Here is a 21,910-nt window from a genome sequence, read left to right as displayed (position 1 = left end):
CCGCCCCCTCCGCCTCCCATGGCGCCGACGCCGCAGAAGCGGCCCGCGACCTCGTCTACGGCCCGAACGACCGGCCGGCGCCGATGGTCGCGTTCGTCGCCGCCCTCCAGCACCTGCTCGCGATCATCGTGCCGATCGTCACGCCCGGCCTGTTGATCTGCCAGGCGCTCGGCGTGTCCAGCCGCGATACGACCCTGATCGTGTCGATGTCGCTGGTGATTTCCGGCATCGCCACCTTCGTGCAGTGCAAGCGCTTCGGCCCGCTGGGCGCCGGCCTGCTGATCGTCCAGGGCACCAGCTTCAACTTCGTCGGCCCGCTGATCGCCGGCGGCAGCCTGATGGTCAAGCAAGGCACGCCGGTCGAGACCGTGATGGCTGCGATCTTCGGCGTCGTGATCGCCGGGTCGTTCGTGGAGATGGGCGTGTCGCGCATCCTGCCGTTCGTGAAGCGCCTGATCACCCCGCTCGTCACCGGCATCGTCGTGCTGCTGATCGGCCTCACGCTGATCAAGGTCGGCCTCATCAGCATGGGCGGCGGCTACGGCGCGATGGCCAAGGGCACGTTCGCGAGCGCGGAGAACCTGACACTGTCGGGCCTCGTGCTCGGCACGATCATCCTGCTGAACCGCGTGCCGGTCGTCTGGGTGCGCAGCACCGCACTCGTCATCGCGCTCGCGATCGGCTACCTCGCGGCCGCGTTCCTCGGCCGCCTCGATTTCACCGGCATGCACCAGGCCGCGCTGTTCCAGGTGCCGACGCCGCTGCACTTCGGCATCGGCTTCTCGTGGGCGCTGTTCGTGCCGATGCTGATCATCTACCTCGTCACGTCGCTCGAAGCGATCGGCGACGTGACGGCCACCAGCAAGATCTCGAACGAGCCGGTCGAGGGGCCGGTGTGGATGCAGCGCATCAAGGGCGGCGTGCTCGTCAACGGGGCGAACTCGCTGCTGGCCGGCGTGTTCAACACGTTCCCGAGCTCGGTATTCGCGCAGAACAACGGCGTGATCCAGATTACCGGCGTCGCGAGCCGTCACGTCGGTATCTGGATCGCGGGCATGCTGGTGGTGCTCGGCCTGTTCCCGGTCGTCGCCGGCGTGCTGCAGGCCGTGCCGGAGCCCGTGCTCGGCGGTGCGGCGATGGTGATGTTCGGTGCGGTGGCCGCGTCGGGCATCAACATTCTCGCGGGCGTCCATCTCGACCGTCGCGCGCTGCTGATAATCGCGGTGTCGCTGGCGCTCGGCCTCGGCGTGTCGCAGGTGCCGGACATCCTGAACAGCCTGCCCCATGCACTGAAGAACGTGCTGGAATCGGGCGTGGCGACGGGCGGCATCTGTGCGCTCGTGATGAACTGGTTCCTGCCGGAAAAGAAGTAATCGAAGGAACCGCGCGACGGCGCGGTGCGCGGGATGGGCCGCACCGTGCGTCGCGCCGGCCGGCACCGGCCTCCGGGTGCCGGCGCGGCATGGCCCTCGCCATCGCGGGAGCGCTCAGGCAGGCCCTGATCGTCAAACCCGGTCAGGCCGCCTTGGCCGATCGATTTGGGCTGGTTAGAATCACGGCATGCCCCTGATCCTCACGCCCGACCACGCCCCCGAAACGAGTGCCGTCCCGATCAAGGAACGCGCGACCGTCGTCTGCTATCGCGATGAGCGCGTGTTGCTCGTCACGCGTGCGGCGTCGCGCTGGGCCCTTCCCGGCGGCACGATCAAGCGTGGGGAAACCCCGCTCGAAGCCGCGCATCGCGAATTGTGCGAAGAAACGGGCATGACCGACCAGGATCTGGTGTACTCGATGCAGTTCACCGGGCTCGCAAAGATCCACCACGTGTTCTTCGCGGAAGTCGGGCCGGACCAGACGCCGCAAGCGAGCAACGAGATCGCGAAATGCAAGTGGTTTCCGATCGACGGTGTCGACCGCCTGCGCGCGAGTATTCCGACGAAGCGAATCGTCGAACTCGTCTACGACCACGAAATCCGCAAGACGTAGCGCACGCCCGAGCCGTCTGTCGGCTCGCGTCGATCGTCGCGAATCAGTGGCGCGCGAACGCTCAGTGCGAGCGTTTTCTTCGCAGTTCGTGCGTCGAATAGACGACGAGGAAAATGCCCAGCATCGCGGCGCCCGACGCCATGAAGTCGTTTGCGCTGCCCGCGCTGCGCAACGCCGCGGGGAAAATACCCAGACTCAATCCTGCCCCAGCAAGAAGCAATCCTGCTGCCACGCCCCAGATCGGTCCGGCGGTCTTGTCGATTTTGTTTTTCATACAGCACCCGTCTACAGTCATGACCTGAACGGTATCGGCAAAAAGCGCCGCGTCTACCTTCAGTCATTCCACTATAACCGGAACAAAATCCGCAAGCTTCTGGTGCTTTTCCCGATCAAGTTCCGGCGATCGGAGTCGTAACGTGCCGCACCACCGTTTCTGCGCCGGACACGTGGGGCGAATCGTCGACCTGAACGCGATTGTCGACCACCAGGCCCAATGCGCCGCGTGCCGGGACGCCTCATTCGTGGTCGTGATACGCCTGCATCGGCGGGTCGCCGTCAGCCCGCTCGCATCGCGTGACGGGTCACTTGTCGATCATTCGCTGTCATCCGGCGTTGGCGATGGCCACTCGCATGCTCACGCAGTCGGAATCGTGCCGCCATCGATCACATACTCGACGCCGGTGATCGACGCGGCACGCGGGGACGCCAGGAAGGCGATGAGATTCGCCACTTCACCGGGCGTCGACGGCCGTCCCAACGGAATGCCGCCAAGCGAATCCATGATGATCTGCTTGCCGCCTTCATAGTCGGTTCCCGCCTGGGCGGCGAGCCGTTCCGCGAAAGCGACGGCCGCTTCGGTTTCGATCCACCCGGGCGCAACACGGATCACGCGAATGCCCTTGGGCGAGACTTCTTTCGACAGGCTCTTGCTATAGGTGGAAAGCGCCGCTTTCGCTGCCGCATAGGCGGTGGTCGATTCCGGCAACGGAAGCGCGCGCTGGATCGACGTGACGTGAATGACGACCCCTGCGCGGTGTGCCAGCATGCCCGGCAACAATGCGCGGTCCAGTCGAACCGCGGGCAGGAGATTCAGGTTCAGTTCGTCATGCCAAGCATCTTCGCTCAATGCAGCGAAACCTCCGGCAGGTGATCGCGAACCGCCCACGACGTGGACGATCACGTCGACGCCGCCAAAGTTGGTCGTCACTGCCTCGGCCACTGCTTCGCAGCCCTCGACGGTTGCCAGGTCCGCCGCGACGAAGATGTCGGCGGGCGTATCGGCCGGTGGCGTGCGCGCGGTGGTGAGTACCTTCGCGCCGAGTTCGCGGAACAAGCCGACGACGGCCTTTCCGACACCCATCGTCCCGCCCGTCACCAGGACGCGCTTGCCCTGCAATTCCAGCGTCATGGCCATCAGTGGATCTCCAGCGACCGGATCTGGTCGCCGGCCAGATCAAACACGTGATCGAGTTGCACCGGGCTTCCCGGGAAGTTGCCGTCGACCCTGGCTCTGACCGTCACGCGATCGCCATCCCGGGAGACGGTGACAGGCTCGACCGCAAACTCGAATTACCCGCGCGACGTGCGTTTCCACGACTCGATCGCGTCGTGCCCCCGGTGCGTCCGGCCCTCGTCGACGACGACCGCATCCGGCGTGAAGCAGTGCGCGGCCCGACGCGTATCCGCTCCGTTGCTGAATTCGAAATAGGCGTGAATCGGGTCTGGCAGTAACAGCGTCATGTCTGCGTTCTCGCTATGGGCTTTCATGACGGACATTCTCGTCATAGACTAACCATTCCACAAGAACGCACTAAAAAGTAAGTGACTGAGCCATGGGAAAGGAATACACGCCGGCGACGGCTGCGCTTGGGGTAGAACAGGTGATTCAGCTGCTTGAAGGTCGCTGGAAATTGATCATCCTGTTCCATCTCTTCGACGGAAAAGTGCAGCGATATTCGGATTTCGAACGATTGATTCCAGGCATTTCCCAGAAGATGCTGGCGCAGCAACTGAGGCAACTGGAAGCCGACGGAATCGTGTCGCGCAAGCTGTATGCGCAGGTGCCGCCAAAGGTGGAGTACCGGCTCACGGATTGGGGACAGGCGTTGTGCCCCGCACTGGACGCCATGCTGAAATGGGCCGAGCAACGCGCGTGCTTCTCGTCATCACCCGAGTCGGCAGAATGACCGGGCCTGTCGGCTGATGCGCTGCGCGCTGCCCGCCTCGTTCAAATCGCCACTTCCGGGGGTGCCTGGCGAAACAGCCGCGTAATCCAGCACAGATACACGAGCCCGAGCACGAGCGCCGCCTTCTCGACGCTCACGAGCAGCCAGATATCGGACACCGCGCCAATTGCGGGAAAGACGAGCCTGCCGAACACGCCGATCCGGCGTTCGCCGTGATTGCCTGAAAGGTACAGGCGAATCACGCACAGATTGACGGCCGTGTATTTCTTCGGCCGGCAGCGCAACGACAGCAAGGTGTGGCCGTCCGCGCAGTTCATTACGTTCCAGTGAAGCGGCCGCCGGCTCCGATGCGTGATGGCAATGAACCCGGGCGAGCAGACATACGTGGGCGTGCACGCCGGATCACGCCCGTTTTACACCACGCGCATTGCCTCAGCGGCATAGCTCCTCGAGACGCTTGCCGTTCGTGTTCGGCCCGAAAATCCCGATCGACAACACGACAACCAGCATGCATGCGGTGATGCCGGCAAACACGCCGACCACGCCGAAATCCCGCAGTAGCGCGGCAATGATGAAGCCGGACATCATTGCGCCGACCCGGCTCGCCGAATACACGAGCCCGTTCGCGCGGCAGCGGATCGCGGTCGGAAAGAGTTCGGCCTGGTAGGTGTGGTAGCACACGGAGATGGTCTGGCCCGCCAGGCTGATCAGTACGCCGAGCGCGATCAGCAACGCGGCGGAGCGCGCGAAGGCAAAGGCGATGCCGCATACGATGACCATGACCGCACCGCCGACGATCAACCATTTGCGCTGAACCCGATCGGCATACAGTATCGCGAGCATCGGTCCCACCGGCAGCGCGAACGCAATGACGAACGAATACAGCAAACTCTTCGTCACCGTGATGCCCTGACCGATCAGCAATGTCGGCACCCAGTTGGCGAAGCCGTAGTATCCGATCGCCTGGCACAGATTGAACACGACCAGCATGACGAATCGCGACCGATACGGGGGGTGCAACAGCTCCGCGAACGAAGCGCGACGATGCAGCGGCTGGTCGACGGTCGGCAGCGGCGGCGACAGCGGCGCCCTCGCCTGCCGCGAGACGATCCCCTCGATCCTGCTCACGATGGCGTCGGCCTGCTCCGGACGGCCATGCGATGCCAGCCAGCGCGGGCTTTCCGGCACCGAGCGGCGGATGAACCACACCAGCACCGCGCCGATGGAACCGGCCAGCACCACGACGCGCCAGCCGTCGATGCCGAAGACCGTCGTCGGCACGAGCCAGTACGACAGAATCGCGGCCACCGGGGCCGCCGCGAACATCACCATCTGGTTGAACGCCATCGCACGTCCACGCATGTGTTGCGGCACGATCTCGGTCACATAGCTGTCGATCGTGACGATCTCGACACCGACACCGATGCCCGTGACGAAGCGCCAGAAAACGACCGCTTCGGGCGTCGTCTGGAACGCCATGATCGCCGAGCCGACCGAATACCACAGCAGCGAAATCGTGAACACCGATCGGCGCCCGAAACGATCCGGCAGCCAGCCGAAACAGAACGTTCCGACGAACAAGCCGGCGAAGGTCGCCGCGATGAACCCCGCGATGCCGGTGAATCCGAAGAACGCATGCGTGGTCGTCGCGAGCAGCCCGCTTCTGGCCATGCCAGGCGCGATGTAACCGGTGAAGATCAGATCGTAGATCTCGAAAAAACCGCCGAGCGAGATGAGCAATACGAGCATCCAGAGATGTCGCGTAACGGGCAAACGGTCCATCCGTGCGGAAACGGCCGCGCCAGGCTGAATGCCGACGTGCACGCTGGATGCGGCGAGCGGGGGCCCGCCCGCGGTAACGGTCTGCTGCATGGCTATTCTGTCTCCATATGATCGTTTTGTTCGGCCTCGCTCAGTCGGCCGATTCGCGGGCCGCGGCCGACGGCATGCGCCAGCCGGCATCGCGCCCCGCACCGCACTACAGTTGCCAGAGGGCGCCGATCTCCAGCTCGCGCCGATAACGCGCGGCGCGATCGGCATAGTCCGTGGCATTCTTCGCGACGGCGGCTATCTGCTCCTCGCTCAGCTCACGCACGACCTTGGCGGGGGAGCCGAGAATCAGCGACCGGTCGGGAAACACCTTGCCTTCCGTCACGACCGCCCCTGCTCCGACGAGACACTGCCTACCGATGACGGCGCCGTTCATCACGATCGCCTGAATACCGATGAGCGACCCGGCCCCGATCGTGCATCCATGCAGCATCGCCTGGTGCCCGATGCTGACATGCGCGCCGATGTCGAGCGGATAACCCGGGTCGGTATGCAGCACCGCCCCATCCTGCACGTTGCTGCCTTCCCCGATCGAAATCGCGGCGTTATCCGCACGTATCACGGCGTTGAACCAGACGCTCGCATGCTCGCCAACCGTCGTGCGACCGATCACCACCGCGTGCGGCGCAACCCACGCGGACGCCGCCACGCGCGGCCGCTCGCCATCCAGTTCGAACATCCTCATGCAACCACCTTGCCCCTGAGCCGTGAAAGCACTTCCTGCGTGTGTTCGCCGATCCGCGCGAGCGCGTGGCGCACACCGGGACGCCGGCCGCCGATCGTGATCGGCAGCAACACCACGTCGGTCATGCTGCCGTCGTCGGCCTGCATCGGGGCAAGGCCCCCGCTTGCCTTGAGGTGCGGGTCGTCGAGCAACTGTTCCGGTCGCACGATCGGTGCATACGGGATGCCGGCCGCTTCCAGCTTCGGCGCCAGCTCATCGGCACGGCGGTCTTTGAGCACCGCACCGAGGCATGCGAGCAGTTCGGGCCGTACCACGACCCGCATCGCATTGTTCGCGAAGCGCGGGTCGGCCGCGAGGTCCGGGCGCCCGAGCACGTCGCACAACGTGACGAACTGCTTGTCGCTCACGGCGCCGATGAACAGCTGCTCGCCATCGGCCAGCGTGAACACGTCGTAGACGCTCCACGCCGACACCCGCGCGGGCATCGGCGGCGGCGGCTCGCCCGTCATCGCGTATTGCTGCATGTGCTGCGCAGACAGGAAGACGCAGTTTTCGAACAGCGCGCTCTGGACTTCCTGGCCGCGCCCGGTGACTTCGCGCTCGCGCAGGGCCGCGAGGACACCGATCGCGCCGAACATGCCGCCCATGATGTCGTTGACGGACGTTCCCGCACGCAACGGCCGCCCCACCGGGCCCGTCATGTAGGAAAGGCCGCCCATCATCTGCACGACTTCGTCGAGCGCGAGACGTTTTTCGTACGGGCCGGGCAGAAAGCCCTTGTGGGATACGCTGATCAGACGCGGATAGCGTTCCGACAACGTCTCATGGTCCAGCCCGAGAGACTTCATCAGGCCGGGCCGGAAATTCTCCACCATCACGTCGCACGTGCCGATCAGCTCGGCCGCGGTTTCACGGCCTTGCGACGTGGTGATGTCGATGACGACGCTTTTCTTGTTGCGGTTGAACGACCGGAAAAAGCCGATGCCGAGGCCCGGCAGCGTACGCGTCTTGTCGCCGCCGGGCGGCTCGACCTTGATCACTTCGGCGCCGAGGTCGGCGAGGATCATCCCGCACGTGGGTCCCATGATCATGTGCGTGAATTCGACGACGCGCACGCCATCGAGCGGAAGCCTTGCATTGACTGACATGATGCGAAACCTCAGAGGGAAAGCGCGACGCCGTTGGCGTCGCGTGAATACGTGTTCGGCAAGCCGGCACGCCAGAGGGCGCCGTGCAGGGTTTCGCCGTCGAGCCAGTGCGCGACCTTCGCGCGAAGCGCGAGCAGCGCGGGCAGATCGATGCCTGTCGCAATGCCCATGTCGGCGAGCATGAAGGCCAGATCCTCCGTCGCCGCGTTGCCGCTCGCGCCCGGTGCATGCGGGCAGCCGCCGATCCCGGCGAGCGACGTGTCGAAGCGGGCGACGCCCGTCTCGAGCGCCGCGTACACGTTGGCGAGCGCGAGGCCGCGCGTATCGTGGAAATGGCCGCACCACAGGCGCTCGCCCACCCGCCGGCGCGCCTTGCCGAACAGGTCGGCCACCGCGCGCGGGCCCGCGTAGCCCACGGTGTCGGCAATACTGACGTAATCCGCCCCGGCGTCCAGCAGCGCCTGCATGTAGTGGAGCACGTCGTCGGGCGCCACCCGACCTTGCAGCGTGCAGCCGAACGCGGTGCCGATACCGCCTTCGATCAGCGTCTTGGCGCCCGACGCGTCACGCTCGGCGCGAATCCGTGCAACTTCCGAGACGACTTCATCCGGTGTCTTGCGAAGGTTCGCGAGGCTATGTGCACGGCTCGCCGACAGCGGCACCAGCAGCAGATCGGCTTCGGCGTCCAGCGCGGCCTGCGCGCCCCTCACGTTCGGCACGAGCACCGATACGGACAGGCCCGGCAACGTCTTCGCGAACGCCACGAGTTCGGCCGTGTCGGCGAGTTGCGGCAGCAATCGGGCGGGCACGAACGAGCCGACTTCGATTTCGCGTTGGCCGGCCGCGTATGCGTCGCGAATCCATTCGAGCTTGTCGTGCGTCGGCACGATGCGCCGAATGCTCTGCAGACCGTCGCGCAGCCCGACTTCCCGGATGACGACGTCCGGCGGGAACAATGGCATGGGTGTCTCCGTGTTTTCGCCGGTCATGGAAACGCCGACGCTGTGATAACTTTAGACCTGCCAATATCTCAGTAAAGAGACGATTCGGAACCTTCGTCGTTCCGAACCGGAATGTCACCGGAGACCCATCGTGCGGGACATCGATCTGAAGACGTTGCGGCTGTTCGTTTCGGTATGCGATCACCGCAACATTGCCCGCGCGGCAGAGGAGGCCCATATCGAGCCATCCGCCATCAGCAAGCGCATCGCGCAGCTGGAGGCGGATCTCGGCGCACCCCTGCTGGCGCGTTCGCGACGCGGGGTCGCGCCGACGAGTGCCGGCATGGCGCTGCTCGAACACGCGCGCACCGTGTTGTTCACACTCGAACGAATCGGCAGCGACATCGCCGCATTCGGCGGCGGACTCCAGGGGCGCGTGAGCATTTGCGCGTCGGCCTCGGCGATCGCCGAAGCACTGCTCGACGATATCGCGGCATTCATGAGCGAAGCGGCGAACGCCAATATCCGCGTCGACGTGGAAGAGCGCCTGTCGAACGAGCTCGTGCGTCAATTGCGCGAAGGAGGGGCGAGTGTCGGGGTGTGCTGGGACAACGTCGATCTGCAGGGGCTGCAGTACCGGCCATATCGACGCGACCGGCTCGCGCTGGCCGTCCCCCCCGACCATCCGCTGGCGCGGCACGCACAATTGAATTTCGATCAGACGCTCGCATACGAGCACGTGGGGCTGCCGCCGTCCACGGCCGTGCACACGATGTTACGGCGCGCGGCCGCCCGCGCGGGAAAGGGGCTGTCGTACCGCGTCATCGTGTCGAATTTCGACGCGGCGTTCCGGGTCGTCGCGGCGGGTCTCGGTATCAGCGTCGTACCGGTCGAAGTGGCCACGACCTATCAGGCGGTGTTTGGCGTCAAGACGATTCCGCTCGTCGATCCGTGGGCGGAGCGGCAGTTCATCGTCTGCTTCAAGCATTTCGAATTCCTGCCGCCCGCCGCGCAACGCATGGTCGATCACCTGGTATCCCGGGCGGCGCCCGTGACGCATGAGCCGATGTGACCGGGTGCCAGCGCCGTCGGTTCAAACCCGTGGCCGGCACCCGCCGCGGCGCCCGCTCGCCTCCGCTCCATGCTGTTTTTTCTCATGGCATTCGTCCTGAAGCAGCGGAATTCCGATGACGATCGGGCAGCGGCCGTCGCCGTTCACCGCTCGGTGAACCGGCCAGACCGCCCAATCGGGACTCGCAGCGGCGTTACTGCGTGATGATCCCTGCCGAGCCGACATTTCTCGACGAATTGCCGACATAGACCGTCGTCGCGCCGCTTGCCGGCGACCACTGCTGCGCATCCTTGTCCCAGGTGCTCAACGGATGGTTGGTCGCCTTCGGATCGATGTTGACGGTCACCGTCTGCGACGCCCCCGGATTCAGGAACACCTTCTGGAACCCGACCAGGCGCTTCGGCGGTTCGCCGGACGACGCCGGCAAGCCGACGTAGACCTGCACGACTTCCGCCCCTGCAACCTTGCCCGTATTGGCGACCGATGCAGTGACGTTGTACGTGCCGTTGCTGCCCGGCGAAACGGCTGCGTTCCGGATCGCGAATGTCGTATACGAAAGCCCGAACCCGAACTCGAACGCGGGCTGCTTGCCCATCGCGTCGTACCAGCGATAGCCCATGTTGAGCCCTTCGGTGTAGGTCACGGTCGGCACCCCGTTCACCGCGACGCCCGGATACTGCGCGGTACTGATCGAATCCATGAACCCCTGGCCGACCTGCGGGAACGTCACCGGCAATTTGCCCGACGGATTCGTCACGCCGAACAGCAGGTCCGCGACGATGTGCCCGTCCTCCTGCCCCGGGAACCATGCTTCCAGGATCGCGGCTGGCGCGGACGCACCGCCCTCGAGCAGCGTCGGATCGAGCGCCTCGACCGCGTTGTCCTTGAGCACGAGCACGGCCTTCGGGTTCGCGGCCACCACGTTCTGGATCATGGCCAGCGTATTGCTGCTCCTGACGGTACCGGTCGTCGTCAGCGCACTGGCCTTCGGTCCGTACCAGTCGAGCGTATTCAGGTACTTGCCGGCGTCGAGATTCAGGCCGGTCGCATCGACGAACGTCGTCTGATCCGCGCCCTCTTCGGAAATCGATCCGGCCATCACCACCACCGCATCGGCGCTGCCGATCAACGACCGGGCCGCCGCGAACGTCGAGCCGGTGCCGTCGATGGTGGCGTTCGCGTTTGCATCGTCGACGAGCACGAGGTGAACCTTCGCCGTCGAATTGCCGAGGTTGGCGAGCACGTCGCGCATTCCTTGCAGCGGCGAGACGGTATAGAGCGCGACCACGTCCGAACTCCCGCCGCCGGACCCCATCGGGTTGCCGACGCTGCTGCCGCCGGCCACCGCTTGTTGCGCGAACACCTGCGAAGCCTTCCCGACGATCACGACGTTCTGCACCGCCTTGCTCAACGGCAGCGTGCCGTCGTTCTGCAGCAGTACCGCGGATTGCTCGCCGATGGCTTTCGCGACGGCGCCGTTCGCGACGGTATCGATCGGCGTTTGCACCAGCGGACGGTCGAAGATGCCGGCCTTGAACATCTGCGTGTATCGGCGCGCCAGCGCCGTATCGATGTCCGATGTCTCGATCGCGCCGGACGCGAGCGCGGCGTTCAGCTTGTCCGGCGTCCACCAGGTCGTCACGCCCGGAATGATCACACCCGGCATTTCGTTGTCCAGCCCGGCGAGCATCGTTCCCGCCGTGCTGTGCGCGGCGAAGAAATCCGACTGCACGTAACCGCTGAAACCCCATTGCCCGCGCAGCACGTCGGTCAGGATGTGCTTGTTCTCGCACATCGAGAAACCGTTGACCGAGTTGTACGAGCACATGACGGCACCCACCTGCCCGTCCTTGACCGCCATCTCGAACGGCAGCATGTACAGTTCATGCAACGTCCGGTCGTCGACGTTTTCCGAGATGGTCATCCGGTTCGTTTCCTGCTCGTTCGCGACGAGATGCTTCGCCATCGCGATCATCCCGTGCGACTGAACCGCCTGAATTTCAGCGACGCCCAGCGTGCCGGTCAGATACGGGTCCTCGCCCATGTATTCGAAATTGCGGCCGCCGACGGGCAACCGGGCCAGGTTCATGCCCGGCGCTTCGAACACATGAAGCGCGAGGTTCGCACCTTCCTTGCCGATCACGTCGCCGAATTGCGTCGCCACCGCGTGGTCGAACGATGCCGCCACCGCGATCGCGGACGGCAACGCAGTGGCTTTCGCCGACGCGGCACTCGTCAACGCCGCCGCACCGCTCGACGCCGAGCCGGCGGGAACGCAATCGTTCTGGCCGATCCCGACCGGGCCATTCGTGATGCGCAGCGTGGGGATGTGGTATTTCGGCAGCCCGGGAATGTGACGTGCACCGAAGCATTGCGGGAGCTCGGCGATCACGCCGGGGCCGCCCACCAGTTGCGCCTCCTTGTCGGGCAATGCCATTGCCGCCACGAGCAAGGCGGCGCGCTGCTCAGGCTTCAACGACGTATCCATCCATGGCGATGCATTGCCGGACGGGGTGGGCGACGACGCCGTCGAGTTGGTGTCGCCGCCCCCGCACCCGCTCAGCATCAAGGTGAGCCCTGCCGCCAGGCAGACGCCTGACCTCTTGACCACATTCCTCATGTCTCGCTCCCCTATCCACGCGGACGATTTGCCAACGCCTTGCTTTTCTTGTCCTTCGCACTACTGATTCAGTGCATCGCATCAACGCCTGTCGATGCGCGCCAACGAATGGATGCATCCGACTGAACCCACGCGGATGTCGGGCCTGCATCGCAGAACCGAAACGACCGCCCTTTCCCCGGCAGAAGCGTGCGCATCCGCCGCCCCGAGGTCACTAGCCTTCGGACGTGTCTCCACCGCCGAACACGCAATTCAGCACGCCGATCGTTACATCAAAGTCAAATTGGGAAAACGTTTATCCGAGATTAGGGCGACGAACGCTGTTTTACCAGTCGGTATTAACGCCTATTTTTTGAACAGCAGTCGCGCGGAGCCAATCGAAACGGGGAACGAAGGTAACCGTTTATCCCGCCGACTGGCCGCGACCGGGCGCCGATGTGACATGCGTGTTGCGAAGCAGGGCCTCGGAAGGCAAGCAGGCAGGCGCCGCTTTCGACGGGATCGGGTGTTCTCGCGATGGGCCAACCTATCTACCGCCACGACGTCACCGCGGCCCTGGCCCCGTGCGATTCGCCGCCGATTCCCGGACCACGAGGCGAGGTTCGAGCAGAACGCGTTCACCATCATGACGGCCGGCGAGCGCCTCGAACACCTTCAGCGTGGCGAGTTCGCCCATCTTTTCGCTCTGGGTGTCGACCGTCGTCAATGCCGGCTCCGAATATTGCCCGTACGGTGCGTTGTCGATGCCCGTGATCGCGATGTCGCGCGGCACGTGAAATCCCAGGGTCTTCGCGCATTTCATGAATCCCAGCGCGATCAGGTCGTTGTAACAGATCACCGCGTGTGGGCGCCGCGGTCCCAACAGAATCCTGGAGCAAGCTTCCTCGCCCGCGACGGAAGTGGGCGCATGTGCATCGAACACGTCGAGCGCGAGCCCCTCCTCCGCCAGGCACTCGCTTGCGCCGCGGACGCGTTCGGCATCGATCGATGCCTGGCCGAATCCCAGATACGCGATTTTTCGATGTCCGAGGTCGAGAAGATGCCGGGCAAGCATGTAGGTCGCCAGACGGTTGTCGATCCCGACGGTCGGGATCGACAGTTCATCGAGGTGCCGCAACATCACGACCGGCTTCTTCAAGTCCAGCATCCATCCGGCTTCGCTCTCCGAGAGGCGTGAACTGATGATCAATCCGTCGACGCGTTGCGCAAGGGCCTCGATCAGCGAACGTTCACGCGCCGCATCCTCTTCCGTATCGACGAGCAGCAGCGTGTAGTCGTGCGCGAGCGCCGTTCGATTGGCCCCTTTCACGACGCTCGCGAAGTGTGGATTGCTGATATCGAGAATGACGAGGCCGATCGTTCGCGTGCGCCCCGTAATCATCGAGCGCGCAAGCGGGCTCGTCTGGTAGCCCAGTTTCTCGATGGTCTGCTTCAGGCGGAACTCCACTTCCGGCGAGAAGCGCTTGGTCCCGTTGACATATTTCGATACGGTCGCGACAGACACCTCGGCTGCCGTTGCCACGTCCCGGATCGTCGCGTTCGCGCCTTTTTTCATATGTGTGGAATGTCTTGTATGGGAACGTCGAGTCGCTCGAGCATTTCACCGAGGTTCCAACGGAAACGGCTGCGGAGTCGCACCGGTAGCCTCCACGGCCGCGCGAACGCCGCCGCGCCCGCTGTCCGCGCCTTCAGCAGCCGTCCGTACGACATGGCGATATGCGGTCGGTGAATGCCCGGACATGCGCTTGAACGCGTGACTGAATGCGCTTTCGGACGAGTAACCGAGCGACTGCGCAAGCAGGGCCACCGGGATGTCCTCGTCGCGCAAACGGCGCTCCGCAAGACGCATGCGCCACTCTCCCAGATAGGTCAGCGGCGCGACACCGGCGCTCGCCCTGAAGTGAGAAGCGAACGTAGTCCGTGACATCGCACACGCGGCGGCAAGCTCATCCAGATGCCATGAACGTGCGGGGTCGCCGTGCATCAACCGCAGTGCGGGTGCGATGCGCGGGTTGCCGAACGCGCGCAGCCATCCCGTCAAGGACGCGGACGTTTTCAAATGGGCGCGCAATATCTGAATGAAGAGCAGCTGGGAAAGCTGGGCCGATACGAGTTGCGCGCCGGGCAGATCGGCCGCACGCTCTTCCACGAGTTGCTCGAGAAGCCAGCGGACCTTCACTGCCTGCGGCGATGCGGCCGGTACGTGAATCCATGGCGGCAGAACGTCCGACAGCAAGCTGCCGGTGACCGGATCGAGCAATACGTGCCCGCCGATCTGCGCGAATTCATCGCCGTTGCCGAGTTTCACCGTCGACCTTCCGGCGCCCGAGAACAACGCCATCGCGTCGACGGGTGGCACGCAAGGATCACTTGCGAGGACGAACGAGCGTTTCGCCGTCAACAATCCGACGTCACCGCTTCCAAAGCGGATAGGCGTTTCTTCTCCGTCGATGGAGACCCAGCACGTGCCCTTCACCACCGCAAAGAACTTGATCTTGTCGGGTGCCGGAAATCGCACGGCCCAGGCGCCGCCGGCAGAGAAGCCTCCCGTCGCCAGCGATTCGGCGTTCGTGAGCCTCAGGATGTCGGAGAAGGGGTCGTCACTCATCATCGTACTGTCGCGCAAGTAAATCGCACTATAGAGCATTAACAAGCCGCAGGCCGGGCCTTGATCTTCCGGTGAGCAATCCGTCAGGTGCTTGCCCTTCTCTGGCTCATTCGCGATATGGATGATGCTGGACAAACATCAACAACGCTTCACGGAAGTGCGACGCGGCAGGGTTTTGCAAATCGTGCCGGGTGACGAGATGCAACGGTGCTCGAAACGCATGATCGCCGGCCACACGGCAGTAGCGCACGCTTTCCTGATGATAACGTTGCATCGACGCGGGCACGAGCGATACGCCGCCGCCCGCCGCCACGAGATTGATTGCCGTCACCATGCGCGGCACCTCTTCCACGACGTGCGGCTCGAAGCCCTTGGCCTGACATGCCCGAATGAAGTCCGCGTACATGCCGGGCGCACCGGGCCGACGCACGAAGATGAACGACTCGTTCGCCAGCTGTTTGAGCGACACGGAACGACCGCCGATCAGCCGGTGCCCCACCGGCAGCACCAGCAACATGCGTTCTTCGGCGAGCAGTTCGAAGCGTAAATCAGCTGACGTTTCGACCGGTTTGCGGAGAATGGCTGCATCCGCGCGACCGTTCAACATCATTTCGATGATCTCCGCCGCATTCACCTCGCTCATCTCTATCGAAATCCCGGGGTACATGTCCCGAAAATTGCGAATGGCGGTAGGCGTAAGCGGGTGGAACGCAGCCGAACTCGTGAGCGCAACGCGCACCGTGCCGATCCGGCCTTGCGCCACTCGGCGCGCATGGACGACGGCGTTGTTCAGTTCGAGCAGTACCGTACGCGCGCGTGCGGCGAATATCTCGCCGGGCGCCGTCAACACGACGCCGCGGGGCTGCCGCACGAAAAGCGCGAAGCCCAGCTCATGTTCGAGTTCCTGAATCTGCTGCGACAACGGCGGCTGCTGGATATGCAGTCGCGCGGCGGCCCGAGTGAACTGGCCTTCGTCGGCGACGGCGAGGAAATAGCGCAGCTGTCTGAGTTCCATCGTTTGTCTGGTATATGCGTTGGATATGGCAACCGTGTCCCATATGTATTTTACATTCAGGACATCGACACGTACGCTTGTCTCAAAAGCTGGAAGAGAATCAAAGGAGACACATGCAATCCATCTTGCAAGCGGACGTGCCCGCGTCGGCCGCCACGGCGCTCAGCCGTTCGCAAACTCGCCGCGCGGTGCTCGCATCGGTCATCGGCAATGGCCTCGAGTGGTTCGACTTTCTCATCTACGGCTACTTCGCGAAAATCATCGCGCAGGTGTTTTTTCCTGTCGGCAACGGATTTGTATCCATCACGCTGACGCTTGCGACGTTTGCAGTCGGCTTCGTGGTCAGGCCGCTGGGTGGCATCGTGATAGGCGCATGCGCGGATCGCTACGGGCGACGCAAGACGTTGTCGCTGCTGATTCTGCTGATGGCAGCCAGCACGCTGATGATGGGCCTGACACCCAGCTACGCGGCGATCGGCGTGGCCGCGCCGCTCGTGGTGATCCTCGCACGTATTCTGCAAGGGCTCTCCGTGGGCGGCGAGTTCGCGACAGCGGCCGCGATGCTGACGGAATACGCGCCGCCAGGACGCAAGATGTTCTTCGGCAGTTTTCAGATGACGTCACAGGCCGTCGCGCTGCTACTGTCGTCGCTATGTTCGTTCTTGCTCACCACGCATCTGTCGCACCAGTCGCTCGTGACGTGGGGTTGGCGCGTGCCGTTTCTGCTCGGCGCGCTGGTCGGGCCGGTGGGCTTCTACATCCGGCACAAGGTCGGCGAATCGCCTGAATTCGTACAGTTGCGGGAACGGCTTGGACATGCGCCACGCCAGTCGCTGCGGACATTCATTCGCGAGCGTGGCGATGCGGCGCTCTGCGCGATGGGCGTCATCATCGTTGGAGCGGCAACCAATTATCTGTGGCATTCCTATATGCCGCTCTATGTCGAACACCAGTTGCATCTGCCGCTCAAGAATGCACTGTTCGGCACGGCGATTTCCGGATTGATCGGCATCGTCGGCTATCCGTTGGCAGGGATGCTCGCCGACCGCCTCGGCGCATATCGGCTGTTCTTTCCGGTGACGATCGTCTGGGTATGTGCTGCCTATCCGCTTTTCGCGTGGGTGCTTGCAGCGCCTTCGCCCGAGCGCGTGTTCAGCGCGCAGATCATCGCGACGGTCGTGCTCAGCGTCATGTCGGGCGCACACCCCGGCATGCTGACGCAGTTGTTTCCGACGGCCATGCGTTCGACGGGCGTGGCGCTGTCGTACAACGTGGCCGTCACGCTGTTTGGCGGACTCGCGCCGCTCACCGTCTCGACCTTGATCGACGTCACCGGTTCGCGCATCGTGCCGGCGTGGTATCTGGTGTTCGCCGGCATCGTCTCGTTGCTGCTGGTCGGGTTCACGGCATCCGGGCGACGCTTGCGCCACGAGCCGGACCTGTGGCCGGGTGACACGGCGTGAGCGTCGCGATGTGCCTTCCACGGAACCATGAGGTGCGCCCACGTAACGAAGTACCCGTCAAAGTCGTCGCCAGTGAGCGGTTGACCGTTTCGACGTCGCGCGGCGAAGCGAAAGTGCCACTGTTCACCGGCGGCAGCGCCGCGCCGGCAACCGCGACGCAGGTCGTCGTCATGCTGCACGGCCGATTGCGCGACGCCGACGCATACCTTCGATCGACGCAGCGCGCGCTCGACGCGTCGACGGCCGATGCAGCAAACGTGATGCTCGCCGTGCCGCAATTTCTCGCGACGGCCGACGTCGGGTATCACCCGTTGGCGGACGACTGTCTGCATTGGGAATGGACCTCGTGGATGGGCGGACTCGACGCAATCGGTCCAGCACCGCTCAGCTCGTTCGATGTGCTGGATGGGCTCATCGAACATTACGTTCGAGGCATGCAGGGCGGCCGCTACCCGAGGCTGCGCGAAATCGTGATCGCAGGGCATTCCGGTGGGGCGCAGGTCGCGCATCGGCACGCGATACTCAGCAACGCGACGGCATGTTGTCTCGCACGCGGTGTGAAGGTACGTTACGTCATCGCGAATCCTTCGTCCTATGTGTACTTCGACGCTTGGCGTCCGCATGGCGAAGGCATCGATCAAACCGCATGTGCCGGATTCAATGAATGGAAATACGGCACGTCACGACTTCCCCGCTATGCGGACGGACTCGACGCGCAATCGCTCGAACGTCGTTACGTCGATCACGACGTCACCTATCTGCTCGGTACGCACGACGACGATCCGGCGCACCCGGCTCTCGACCGCTCATGCGAGGCGATGATGCAAGGCCCGCACCGCCTCGCTCGCGGCCGCGCGTACTTCGCCTATCTGCGCGCCCGGCATCCGGAGTTGCGGCATGAGCTGCATGAAGTTCAACGCGCGGGGCACAGCGGCGACGCGATGTTTGTATCGCAGGCCGGCGTGTGCGCATTGTTTGGCCCCTCCGTTCGGCTCGCCGAATCTCGCGCCGAGCAGGAAGGCGGGGCTCTCGAATAACAATCCATTCATCTGGAGACGACGATGGACAACAGACCGTTGTGGTGGGCACTCGCCCTTAGCCTTTGCATCAGCGCGTGCGGCGGCACCGAGTCGGGTGGCGGCGCTTCGGCAAGCTCGCCGCCACCGCCCTCGGCCGCGACGCAATGCGCGGCATTGAACGGCCTGGCGATTCCGGCCTCTTCCATTGCAGAGCCGACCGGCGGTGCGACGGTCACGAACGCGACGCTGGTGGAAGCCGCCGGGGAATATTGCCAGGTGAATGGTGCCATCGCTCCCGTCGATCCCGCGGCGCCGTCGATCCGGTTTCAGGTCAATCTGCCGACCAACTGGAACCGCAAGGCGCTGCATTATGGCGGCGGCGGCTTCGACGGTACGCTGATTACCGGCGTCGACGCACTCGACATGGCGCCAACGGGTACGCCAACGCCGCTTGCCAACGGCTACGCGACGTTCGGCGACGATTCCGGGCATCAGAGCTCCAGCATCACTGACGGCAAGTTCGCCATGAGTGACGAATCGCTTGCGAACTACGGCGGCCTGAGTCTGAAGAAGACGCACGACGTCGCGATGGCGCTCATCGGAAAGCGCTACGCGAGCGCGCCGAGCAAAACCTATTTCTTCGGCAGTTCGACAGGCGGTCGGGACGGGTTGAGCGAAGCGCAACGCTGGCCCGCGGACTATGACGGTATCGTCGTGAATCGCCCGGCGCTCAACTATACCGGGCTGCGTTTGAGCAACGTCGTGCTGGGCCGCGCACTCTACTTGAACAATGGCGCAGGCTGGCTCGATGTCGCCAAGACGGTGCTGCTGCAAAATGCCGTCATGAGCGCGTGCGATGCGCTCGACGGCGTCGCCGACGGCATCGTGTCCAACGTGGCGGCGTGCAACGCGCAATCGGCGACGGTGCTGGCGTCCGTGCGCTGTCCGAGCGGCGTGGATTCGGGCGACACCTGCCTGTCGGATGCGCAGATCGCGACCGTTCAGACCATCGCCGCGCCGTTGCAATTGCCTTATCCGCTTGCGAACGGCGTGACGCGATACGCTGGCTACAACATCCTCGCGGGTTCGGTGTTCGCGGGGCCCTACACGACGCGCGATCTCGGCGAATCGAAAGTACCCGCCAATCCTGCAGGAAGGAAAGATGCGAACCAGTGGGTGACAGGCGATCAATGGGTCAAGTACTTCGTCACGCGCGTACCCACATTCGATTCGTTGATGTTCGATCCGGTCAATCCCGGTACGTATGCGTCGCGCGTCCATGCGCTCTCCGCACTCACCGATGCAACGAGCACCGACCTGAGCGCCTATGTCGCGAAAGGCGGCAAGCTCATCATGACGCACGGCCTTGCCGACGAAATCGTGAGCACCGACTCGAGCACCGACTATTACACCGGTCTGGTGCAGCGTTTCGGACAAGGAACGGTCGACGGCTTCGTGCGGTTTTACCTGATGCCGGGGGTCGGCCATGGCACCGGACCGTTTCATCCCGCCATCGATTCACTCTCCGCACTCGATGAATGGGTAGAAAGCGGCAAGGCGCCTGAAACACTGACGATGAGCGACCTTAACGCAGCCACGCTCGGGAGGACGCGCCCGTTGTGCCGCTATCCGCTGTGGCCAAAATATATCGGTGGAGATGTAAACGCAGCGGCGAGCTTCCAGTGCACCAGCTCGTAGCGCGCGGCGGTTTTTCCCGTCGTCGCCGTTGCCCGGTTTCACCGTCGACTTTCCGGCGCCCGAGCGCAACGCCATCGCGTCGACGGGCGGAACGCAAGGATCGCTTGCGAGGACGAACCATCATCGTACTGTCGCGCAAGTAAATCGCACTATGGAGCATTAACAAGCCGCGGGCCGGGCCTTAACCTTCCGGTTCTTCGTCCGGGACAATCAACGACATGAACGGCAACACCAACGACGTATCGGTTCTCGTAACAGGCGGCACCGGCTTCATTGCACAACACTGCATCCTGGCGCTGCTGAATCGAGGCTATCAGGTACGAACCACCGTTCGCTCGCTCGCACGCGAGACGCAGGTGCGCACCCAGCTCGAAAGAGGCGGCGCTGAACCCGGAGGCCGTCTGGCATTCGTCGAGGCGGATCTCCTCGCCGACGACGGCTGGCAACAGGCCACTGCCGGCTGCACCTACGTCGTGCATGGCGCGTCGCCCACGCCCACCGGCACGCAGACGAGCGAAGACGACTGGGTCAAGCCCGCCGTGGCAGGCACGCTGCGTGTGCTGCGTGCGGCGCTTGACGCCGGCGTCAAGCGCGTCGTGCTGACCTCCGCTTTCGGTGCGATCTGCGCCGGACACGGACCGATGCGCCGCCCCTTCGACGAGACCGACTGGAGCAACCTGACAGCCGCCGATGTCTGGCCTTATCAGAAGTCGAAGACCTTGTCGGAGCGCGCGGCCTGGGATTTCGTCGCGCGAGAAGGACGCGGCATGCAACTGTCCGCGATCAACCCGGTGACGGTTCTCGGCCCCGTGCTCGGCGACGACTATTCGCATTCCATCCGCCTGATCAGGGGCATGCTGGACGGCCAGCCCGGCAATCCGCGAATCAATTCCGGCTTCGTCGACGTGCGCGATGTCGCCGACCTGCATGTGCGAGCCATGACTCACGAAGCCGCGAGCGGTGAGCGCTTCCTTGCCATTGCAGGCGAAAGCATGTGGCTCGCCGAAGTCGCGCAGGTGCTCAAGGCGCGCATGGGGGATGCCGCTCGCCATGTGTCGACCCGGGTGCTGCCCGACTGGCTGGTACGCATCGGTGCGCTCAGGGATCCGGCGCTGCGAGGATCGCTGCCGCTGCTCGGCCGCAATCTGAACGCCACCAGCCAGAAGGCCATCAGTTTGCTCGGCTGGTCGCCCCGCCCGCGCGAGGACGCCATCGTCGCCACGGCCGAAAGCCTCGTGCGCTTCGGGCTACTGCGCGATGCCGGCCGGCGATAGCATGCGCGCCACCTGCCTCCGCCGAGATCTTGTTTCGGCCTGACGATACGACGGGCAATAGAATGCGCTGCCGGGGCCTGTCAGCAACCTGCGGGGCGTTTGCTGAAATCGTCGGAATGCCGAGGAAACCAGAAATGGCGGAAGGCAGCCAGAGTCGAACTGACCCGGGAGTGTCTGACACCCCCAACTGGATTTGAAGTCCAGCCGTACCACCGGATACGAATGCCTTCCGCGGGAAAAAGAAACCGAAGCACAACGAGCGCCTACGCCTGAATACCCGCCCAACCGCTGTCAGGCCGCAGGTAGTGAAGATCGCGGTGGAAGCGAGTATACCCAACCCGATCGAAGAACTCGAGAATCTGGAT

At 64.1% G+C, this 21,910-nt stretch carries 20 protein-coding genes, 1 tRNA gene and 1 pseudogene; 9 read left to right on the top strand and 13 right to left on the bottom strand.

Features of this window, described 5'->3' with window-relative positions; all coding sequences use genetic code 11:
* Both H3O04_RS21525 and H3O04_RS21520 read left to right on the top strand, forming a co-directional pair.
* Positions 1 to 1,373, top strand: a 1,373-nt coding sequence (locus H3O04_RS21525) for a nucleobase:cation symporter-2 family protein (protein WP_202588408.1), incomplete at its 5' end; no start/stop codon positions are given.
* 187 nt (positions 1,374 to 1,560) lie between these two features.
* Positions 1,561 to 1,986, top strand: coding sequence for an NUDIX hydrolase (locus H3O04_RS21520; protein ID WP_023474517.1), 426 nt, complete (start codon positions 1,561 to 1,563; stop codon positions 1,984 to 1,986).
* A 61-nt stretch (positions 1,987 to 2,047) separates the two neighbouring features.
* Here the strand turns inward: H3O04_RS21520 and H3O04_RS21515 are convergent, their stop codons facing one another.
* On the bottom strand, positions 2,048 to 2,260 hold the full coding sequence (locus tag H3O04_RS21515; RefSeq protein WP_023474516.1) for a hypothetical protein: 213 nt from the start codon (positions 2,258 to 2,260) through the stop codon (positions 2,048 to 2,050).
* Between the two features lie 360 nt (positions 2,261 to 2,620).
* Positions 2,621 to 3,400: an SDR family oxidoreductase gene (locus H3O04_RS21510; RefSeq protein ID WP_077177886.1), complete on the bottom strand. Its 780-nt coding sequence runs from the start codon at positions 3,398 to 3,400 to the stop codon at positions 2,621 to 2,623.
* Between the two features lie 2 nt (positions 3,401 to 3,402).
* Between H3O04_RS21510 and H3O04_RS21505 the strand changes: the two genes are divergently transcribed.
* Both H3O04_RS21505 and H3O04_RS21500 read left to right on the top strand, forming a co-directional pair.
* Entirely contained in the window at positions 3,403 to 3,717 is a 315-nt protein-coding gene (locus tag H3O04_RS21505) for a hypothetical protein (RefSeq protein ID WP_202588407.1), read from the top strand.
* Between the two features lie 101 nt (positions 3,718 to 3,818).
* Entirely contained in the window at positions 3,819 to 4,172 is a 354-nt protein-coding gene (locus tag H3O04_RS21500) for a winged helix-turn-helix transcriptional regulator (protein ID WP_006479294.1), read from the top strand.
* A 41-nt stretch (positions 4,173 to 4,213) separates the two neighbouring features.
* Here H3O04_RS21500 and H3O04_RS21495 read toward each other — a convergent pair.
* The 5 genes and pseudogenes from H3O04_RS21495 to H3O04_RS21475 all read right to left on the bottom strand — a co-directional run.
* Positions 4,214 to 4,435: pseudogene (locus H3O04_RS21495) on the bottom strand (amino acid permease); the annotation flags it as partial.
* Positions 4,436 to 4,604: 169 nt separating this feature from the next.
* Positions 4,605 to 6,044 carry an MFS transporter gene (locus tag H3O04_RS21490; protein WP_202588411.1) on the bottom strand — a complete coding sequence of 480 codons (1,440 nt, stop codon included), beginning with the start codon at positions 6,042 to 6,044 and terminating at the stop codon, positions 4,605 to 4,607.
* Positions 6,045 to 6,150: 106 nt separating this feature from the next.
* Positions 6,151 to 6,687: a gamma carbonic anhydrase family protein gene (locus H3O04_RS21485; protein WP_202588406.1), complete on the bottom strand. Its 537-nt coding sequence runs from the start codon at positions 6,685 to 6,687 to the stop codon at positions 6,151 to 6,153.
* Positions 6,684 to 7,835 (bottom strand): CaiB/BaiF CoA transferase family protein, encoded by a 1,152-nt coding sequence (locus H3O04_RS21480; protein ID WP_023474508.1) that lies wholly within the window; start codon positions 7,833 to 7,835, stop codon positions 6,684 to 6,686. Before H3O04_RS21480 ends, H3O04_RS21485 begins: the two co-directional genes overlap by 4 nt.
* 11 nt (positions 7,836 to 7,846) lie before the next feature.
* Positions 7,847 to 8,797 carry a hydroxymethylglutaryl-CoA lyase gene (locus H3O04_RS21475; protein WP_023474507.1) on the bottom strand — a complete coding sequence of 317 codons (951 nt, stop codon included), beginning with the start codon at positions 8,795 to 8,797 and terminating at the stop codon, positions 7,847 to 7,849.
* Between the two features lie 130 nt (positions 8,798 to 8,927).
* Between H3O04_RS21475 and H3O04_RS21470 the strand changes: the two genes are divergently transcribed.
* Positions 8,928 to 9,848 carry a LysR family transcriptional regulator gene (locus H3O04_RS21470; protein WP_023474506.1) on the top strand — a complete coding sequence of 307 codons (921 nt, stop codon included), beginning with the start codon at positions 8,928 to 8,930 and terminating at the stop codon, positions 9,846 to 9,848.
* A 193-nt stretch (positions 9,849 to 10,041) separates the two neighbouring features.
* Here the strand turns inward: H3O04_RS21470 and H3O04_RS21465 are convergent, their stop codons facing one another.
* The 4 genes from H3O04_RS21465 to H3O04_RS21450 all read right to left on the bottom strand — a co-directional run bounded on the left by H3O04_RS21465 (position 10,042) and on the right by H3O04_RS21450 (position 16,091).
* Positions 10,042 to 12,468 (bottom strand): glycoside hydrolase family 3 protein, encoded by a 2,427-nt coding sequence (locus H3O04_RS21465; protein ID WP_202588405.1) that lies wholly within the window; start codon positions 12,466 to 12,468, stop codon positions 10,042 to 10,044.
* Positions 12,469 to 13,012: 544 nt separating this feature from the next.
* Complete coding sequence (locus H3O04_RS21460) at positions 13,013 to 14,023, bottom strand: LacI family DNA-binding transcriptional regulator (protein WP_023474504.1); 1,011 nt, start codon at positions 14,021 to 14,023, stop codon at positions 13,013 to 13,015.
* 45 nt (positions 14,024 to 14,068) lie between these two features.
* On the bottom strand, positions 14,069 to 15,115 hold the full coding sequence (locus H3O04_RS21455) for an AraC family transcriptional regulator (RefSeq protein ID WP_023474503.1): 1,047 nt from the start codon (positions 15,113 to 15,115) through the stop codon (positions 14,069 to 14,071).
* Between the two features lie 67 nt (positions 15,116 to 15,182).
* Entirely contained in the window at positions 15,183 to 16,091 is a 909-nt protein-coding gene (locus tag H3O04_RS21450) for a LysR family transcriptional regulator (protein ID WP_006479304.1), read from the bottom strand.
* A 113-nt stretch (positions 16,092 to 16,204) separates the two neighbouring features.
* Between H3O04_RS21450 and H3O04_RS21445 the strand changes: the two genes are divergently transcribed.
* From H3O04_RS21445 to H3O04_RS21430, 4 genes are all read left to right on the top strand, one after another.
* Positions 16,205 to 17,554, top strand: a complete 1,350-nt coding sequence (locus H3O04_RS21445; protein ID WP_202588410.1) for an MFS transporter — start codon at positions 16,205 to 16,207, stop codon at positions 17,552 to 17,554.
* Positions 17,551 to 18,591, top strand: a complete 1,041-nt coding sequence (locus H3O04_RS21440) for a hypothetical protein (protein ID WP_337249647.1) — start codon at positions 17,551 to 17,553, stop codon at positions 18,589 to 18,591. Before H3O04_RS21445 ends, H3O04_RS21440 begins: the two co-directional genes overlap by 4 nt.
* Positions 18,592 to 18,615: 24 nt before the next feature.
* On the top strand, positions 18,616 to 20,271 hold the full coding sequence (locus H3O04_RS21435) for a tannase/feruloyl esterase family alpha/beta hydrolase (RefSeq protein ID WP_202588404.1): 1,656 nt from the start codon (positions 18,616 to 18,618) through the stop codon (positions 20,269 to 20,271).
* A gap of 218 nt (positions 20,272 to 20,489) precedes the next feature.
* Complete coding sequence (locus tag H3O04_RS21430) at positions 20,490 to 21,545, top strand: SDR family oxidoreductase (protein WP_202588403.1); 1,056 nt, start codon at positions 20,490 to 20,492, stop codon at positions 21,543 to 21,545.
* 135 nt (positions 21,546 to 21,680) lie between these two features.
* On the opposite strand, the gene H3O04_RS21425 is transcribed toward H3O04_RS21430, so the two are convergent.
* Positions 21,681 to 21,776: transfer RNA gene (locus H3O04_RS21425), tRNA-Sec, on the bottom strand.
* Positions 21,777 to 21,808: 32 nt separating this feature from the next.
* The coding region (locus H3O04_RS21420; RefSeq protein WP_202588402.1) for a SelB domain-containing protein at positions 21,809 to 21,910 on the bottom strand (102 nt) is incomplete at its 5' end.

The organism is Burkholderia sp. KCJ3K979 (assembly GCF_016759955.1).
GTDB lineage: Bacteria > Pseudomonadota > Gammaproteobacteria > Burkholderiales > Burkholderiaceae > Burkholderia > Burkholderia orbicola.
Note: the sequence above shows the minus strand (reverse complement) of the source record. Positions and strands in the feature narration are given on the sequence as shown.

What these genes read in the sequence shown, in the direction of transcription:
- H3O04_RS21485 (WP_202588406.1), bottom strand. Translation starts at nt 6,687, where the DNA reads ATGAGGATGTTCGAACTGGATGGCGAGCGGCCGCGCGTGGCGGCGTCC.
- H3O04_RS21445 (WP_202588410.1), top strand. Translation starts at nt 16,205, where the DNA reads ATGCAATCCATCTTGCAAGCGGACGTGCCCGCGTCGGCCGCCACGGCG.
- H3O04_RS21515 (WP_023474516.1), bottom strand. Translation starts at nt 2,260, where the DNA reads ATGAAAAACAAAATCGACAAGACCGCCGGACCGATCTGGGGCGTGGCA.
- H3O04_RS21435 (WP_202588404.1), top strand. Translation starts at nt 18,616, where the DNA reads ATGGACAACAGACCGTTGTGGTGGGCACTCGCCCTTAGCCTTTGCATC.
- H3O04_RS21520 (WP_023474517.1), top strand. Translation starts at nt 1,561, where the DNA reads ATGCCCCTGATCCTCACGCCCGACCACGCCCCCGAAACGAGTGCCGTC.
- H3O04_RS21490 (WP_202588411.1), bottom strand. Translation starts at nt 6,044, where the DNA reads ATGCAGCAGACCGTTACCGCGGGCGGGCCCCCGCTCGCCGCATCCAGC.
- H3O04_RS21460 (WP_023474504.1), bottom strand. Translation starts at nt 14,023, where the DNA reads ATGAAAAAAGGCGCGAACGCGACGATCCGGGACGTGGCAACGGCAGCC.
- H3O04_RS21500 (WP_006479294.1), top strand. Translation starts at nt 3,819, where the DNA reads ATGGGAAAGGAATACACGCCGGCGACGGCTGCGCTTGGGGTAGAACAG.
- H3O04_RS21465 (WP_202588405.1), bottom strand. Translation starts at nt 12,468, where the DNA reads ATGAGGAATGTGGTCAAGAGGTCAGGCGTCTGCCTGGCGGCAGGGCTC.
- H3O04_RS21480 (WP_023474508.1), bottom strand. Translation starts at nt 7,835, where the DNA reads ATGTCAGTCAATGCAAGGCTTCCGCTCGATGGCGTGCGCGTCGTCGAA.
- H3O04_RS21475 (WP_023474507.1), bottom strand. Translation starts at nt 8,797, where the DNA reads ATGCCATTGTTCCCGCCGGACGTCGTCATCCGGGAAGTCGGGCTGCGC.
- H3O04_RS21455 (WP_023474503.1), bottom strand. Translation starts at nt 15,115, where the DNA reads ATGCTCTATAGTGCGATTTACTTGCGCGACAGTACGATGATGAGTGAC.
- H3O04_RS21430 (WP_202588403.1), top strand. Translation starts at nt 20,490, where the DNA reads ATGAACGGCAACACCAACGACGTATCGGTTCTCGTAACAGGCGGCACC.
- H3O04_RS21510 (WP_077177886.1), bottom strand. Translation starts at nt 3,400, where the DNA reads ATGGCCATGACGCTGGAATTGCAGGGCAAGCGCGTCCTGGTGACGGGC.
- H3O04_RS21450 (WP_006479304.1), bottom strand. Translation starts at nt 16,091, where the DNA reads ATGGAACTCAGACAGCTGCGCTATTTCCTCGCCGTCGCCGACGAAGGC.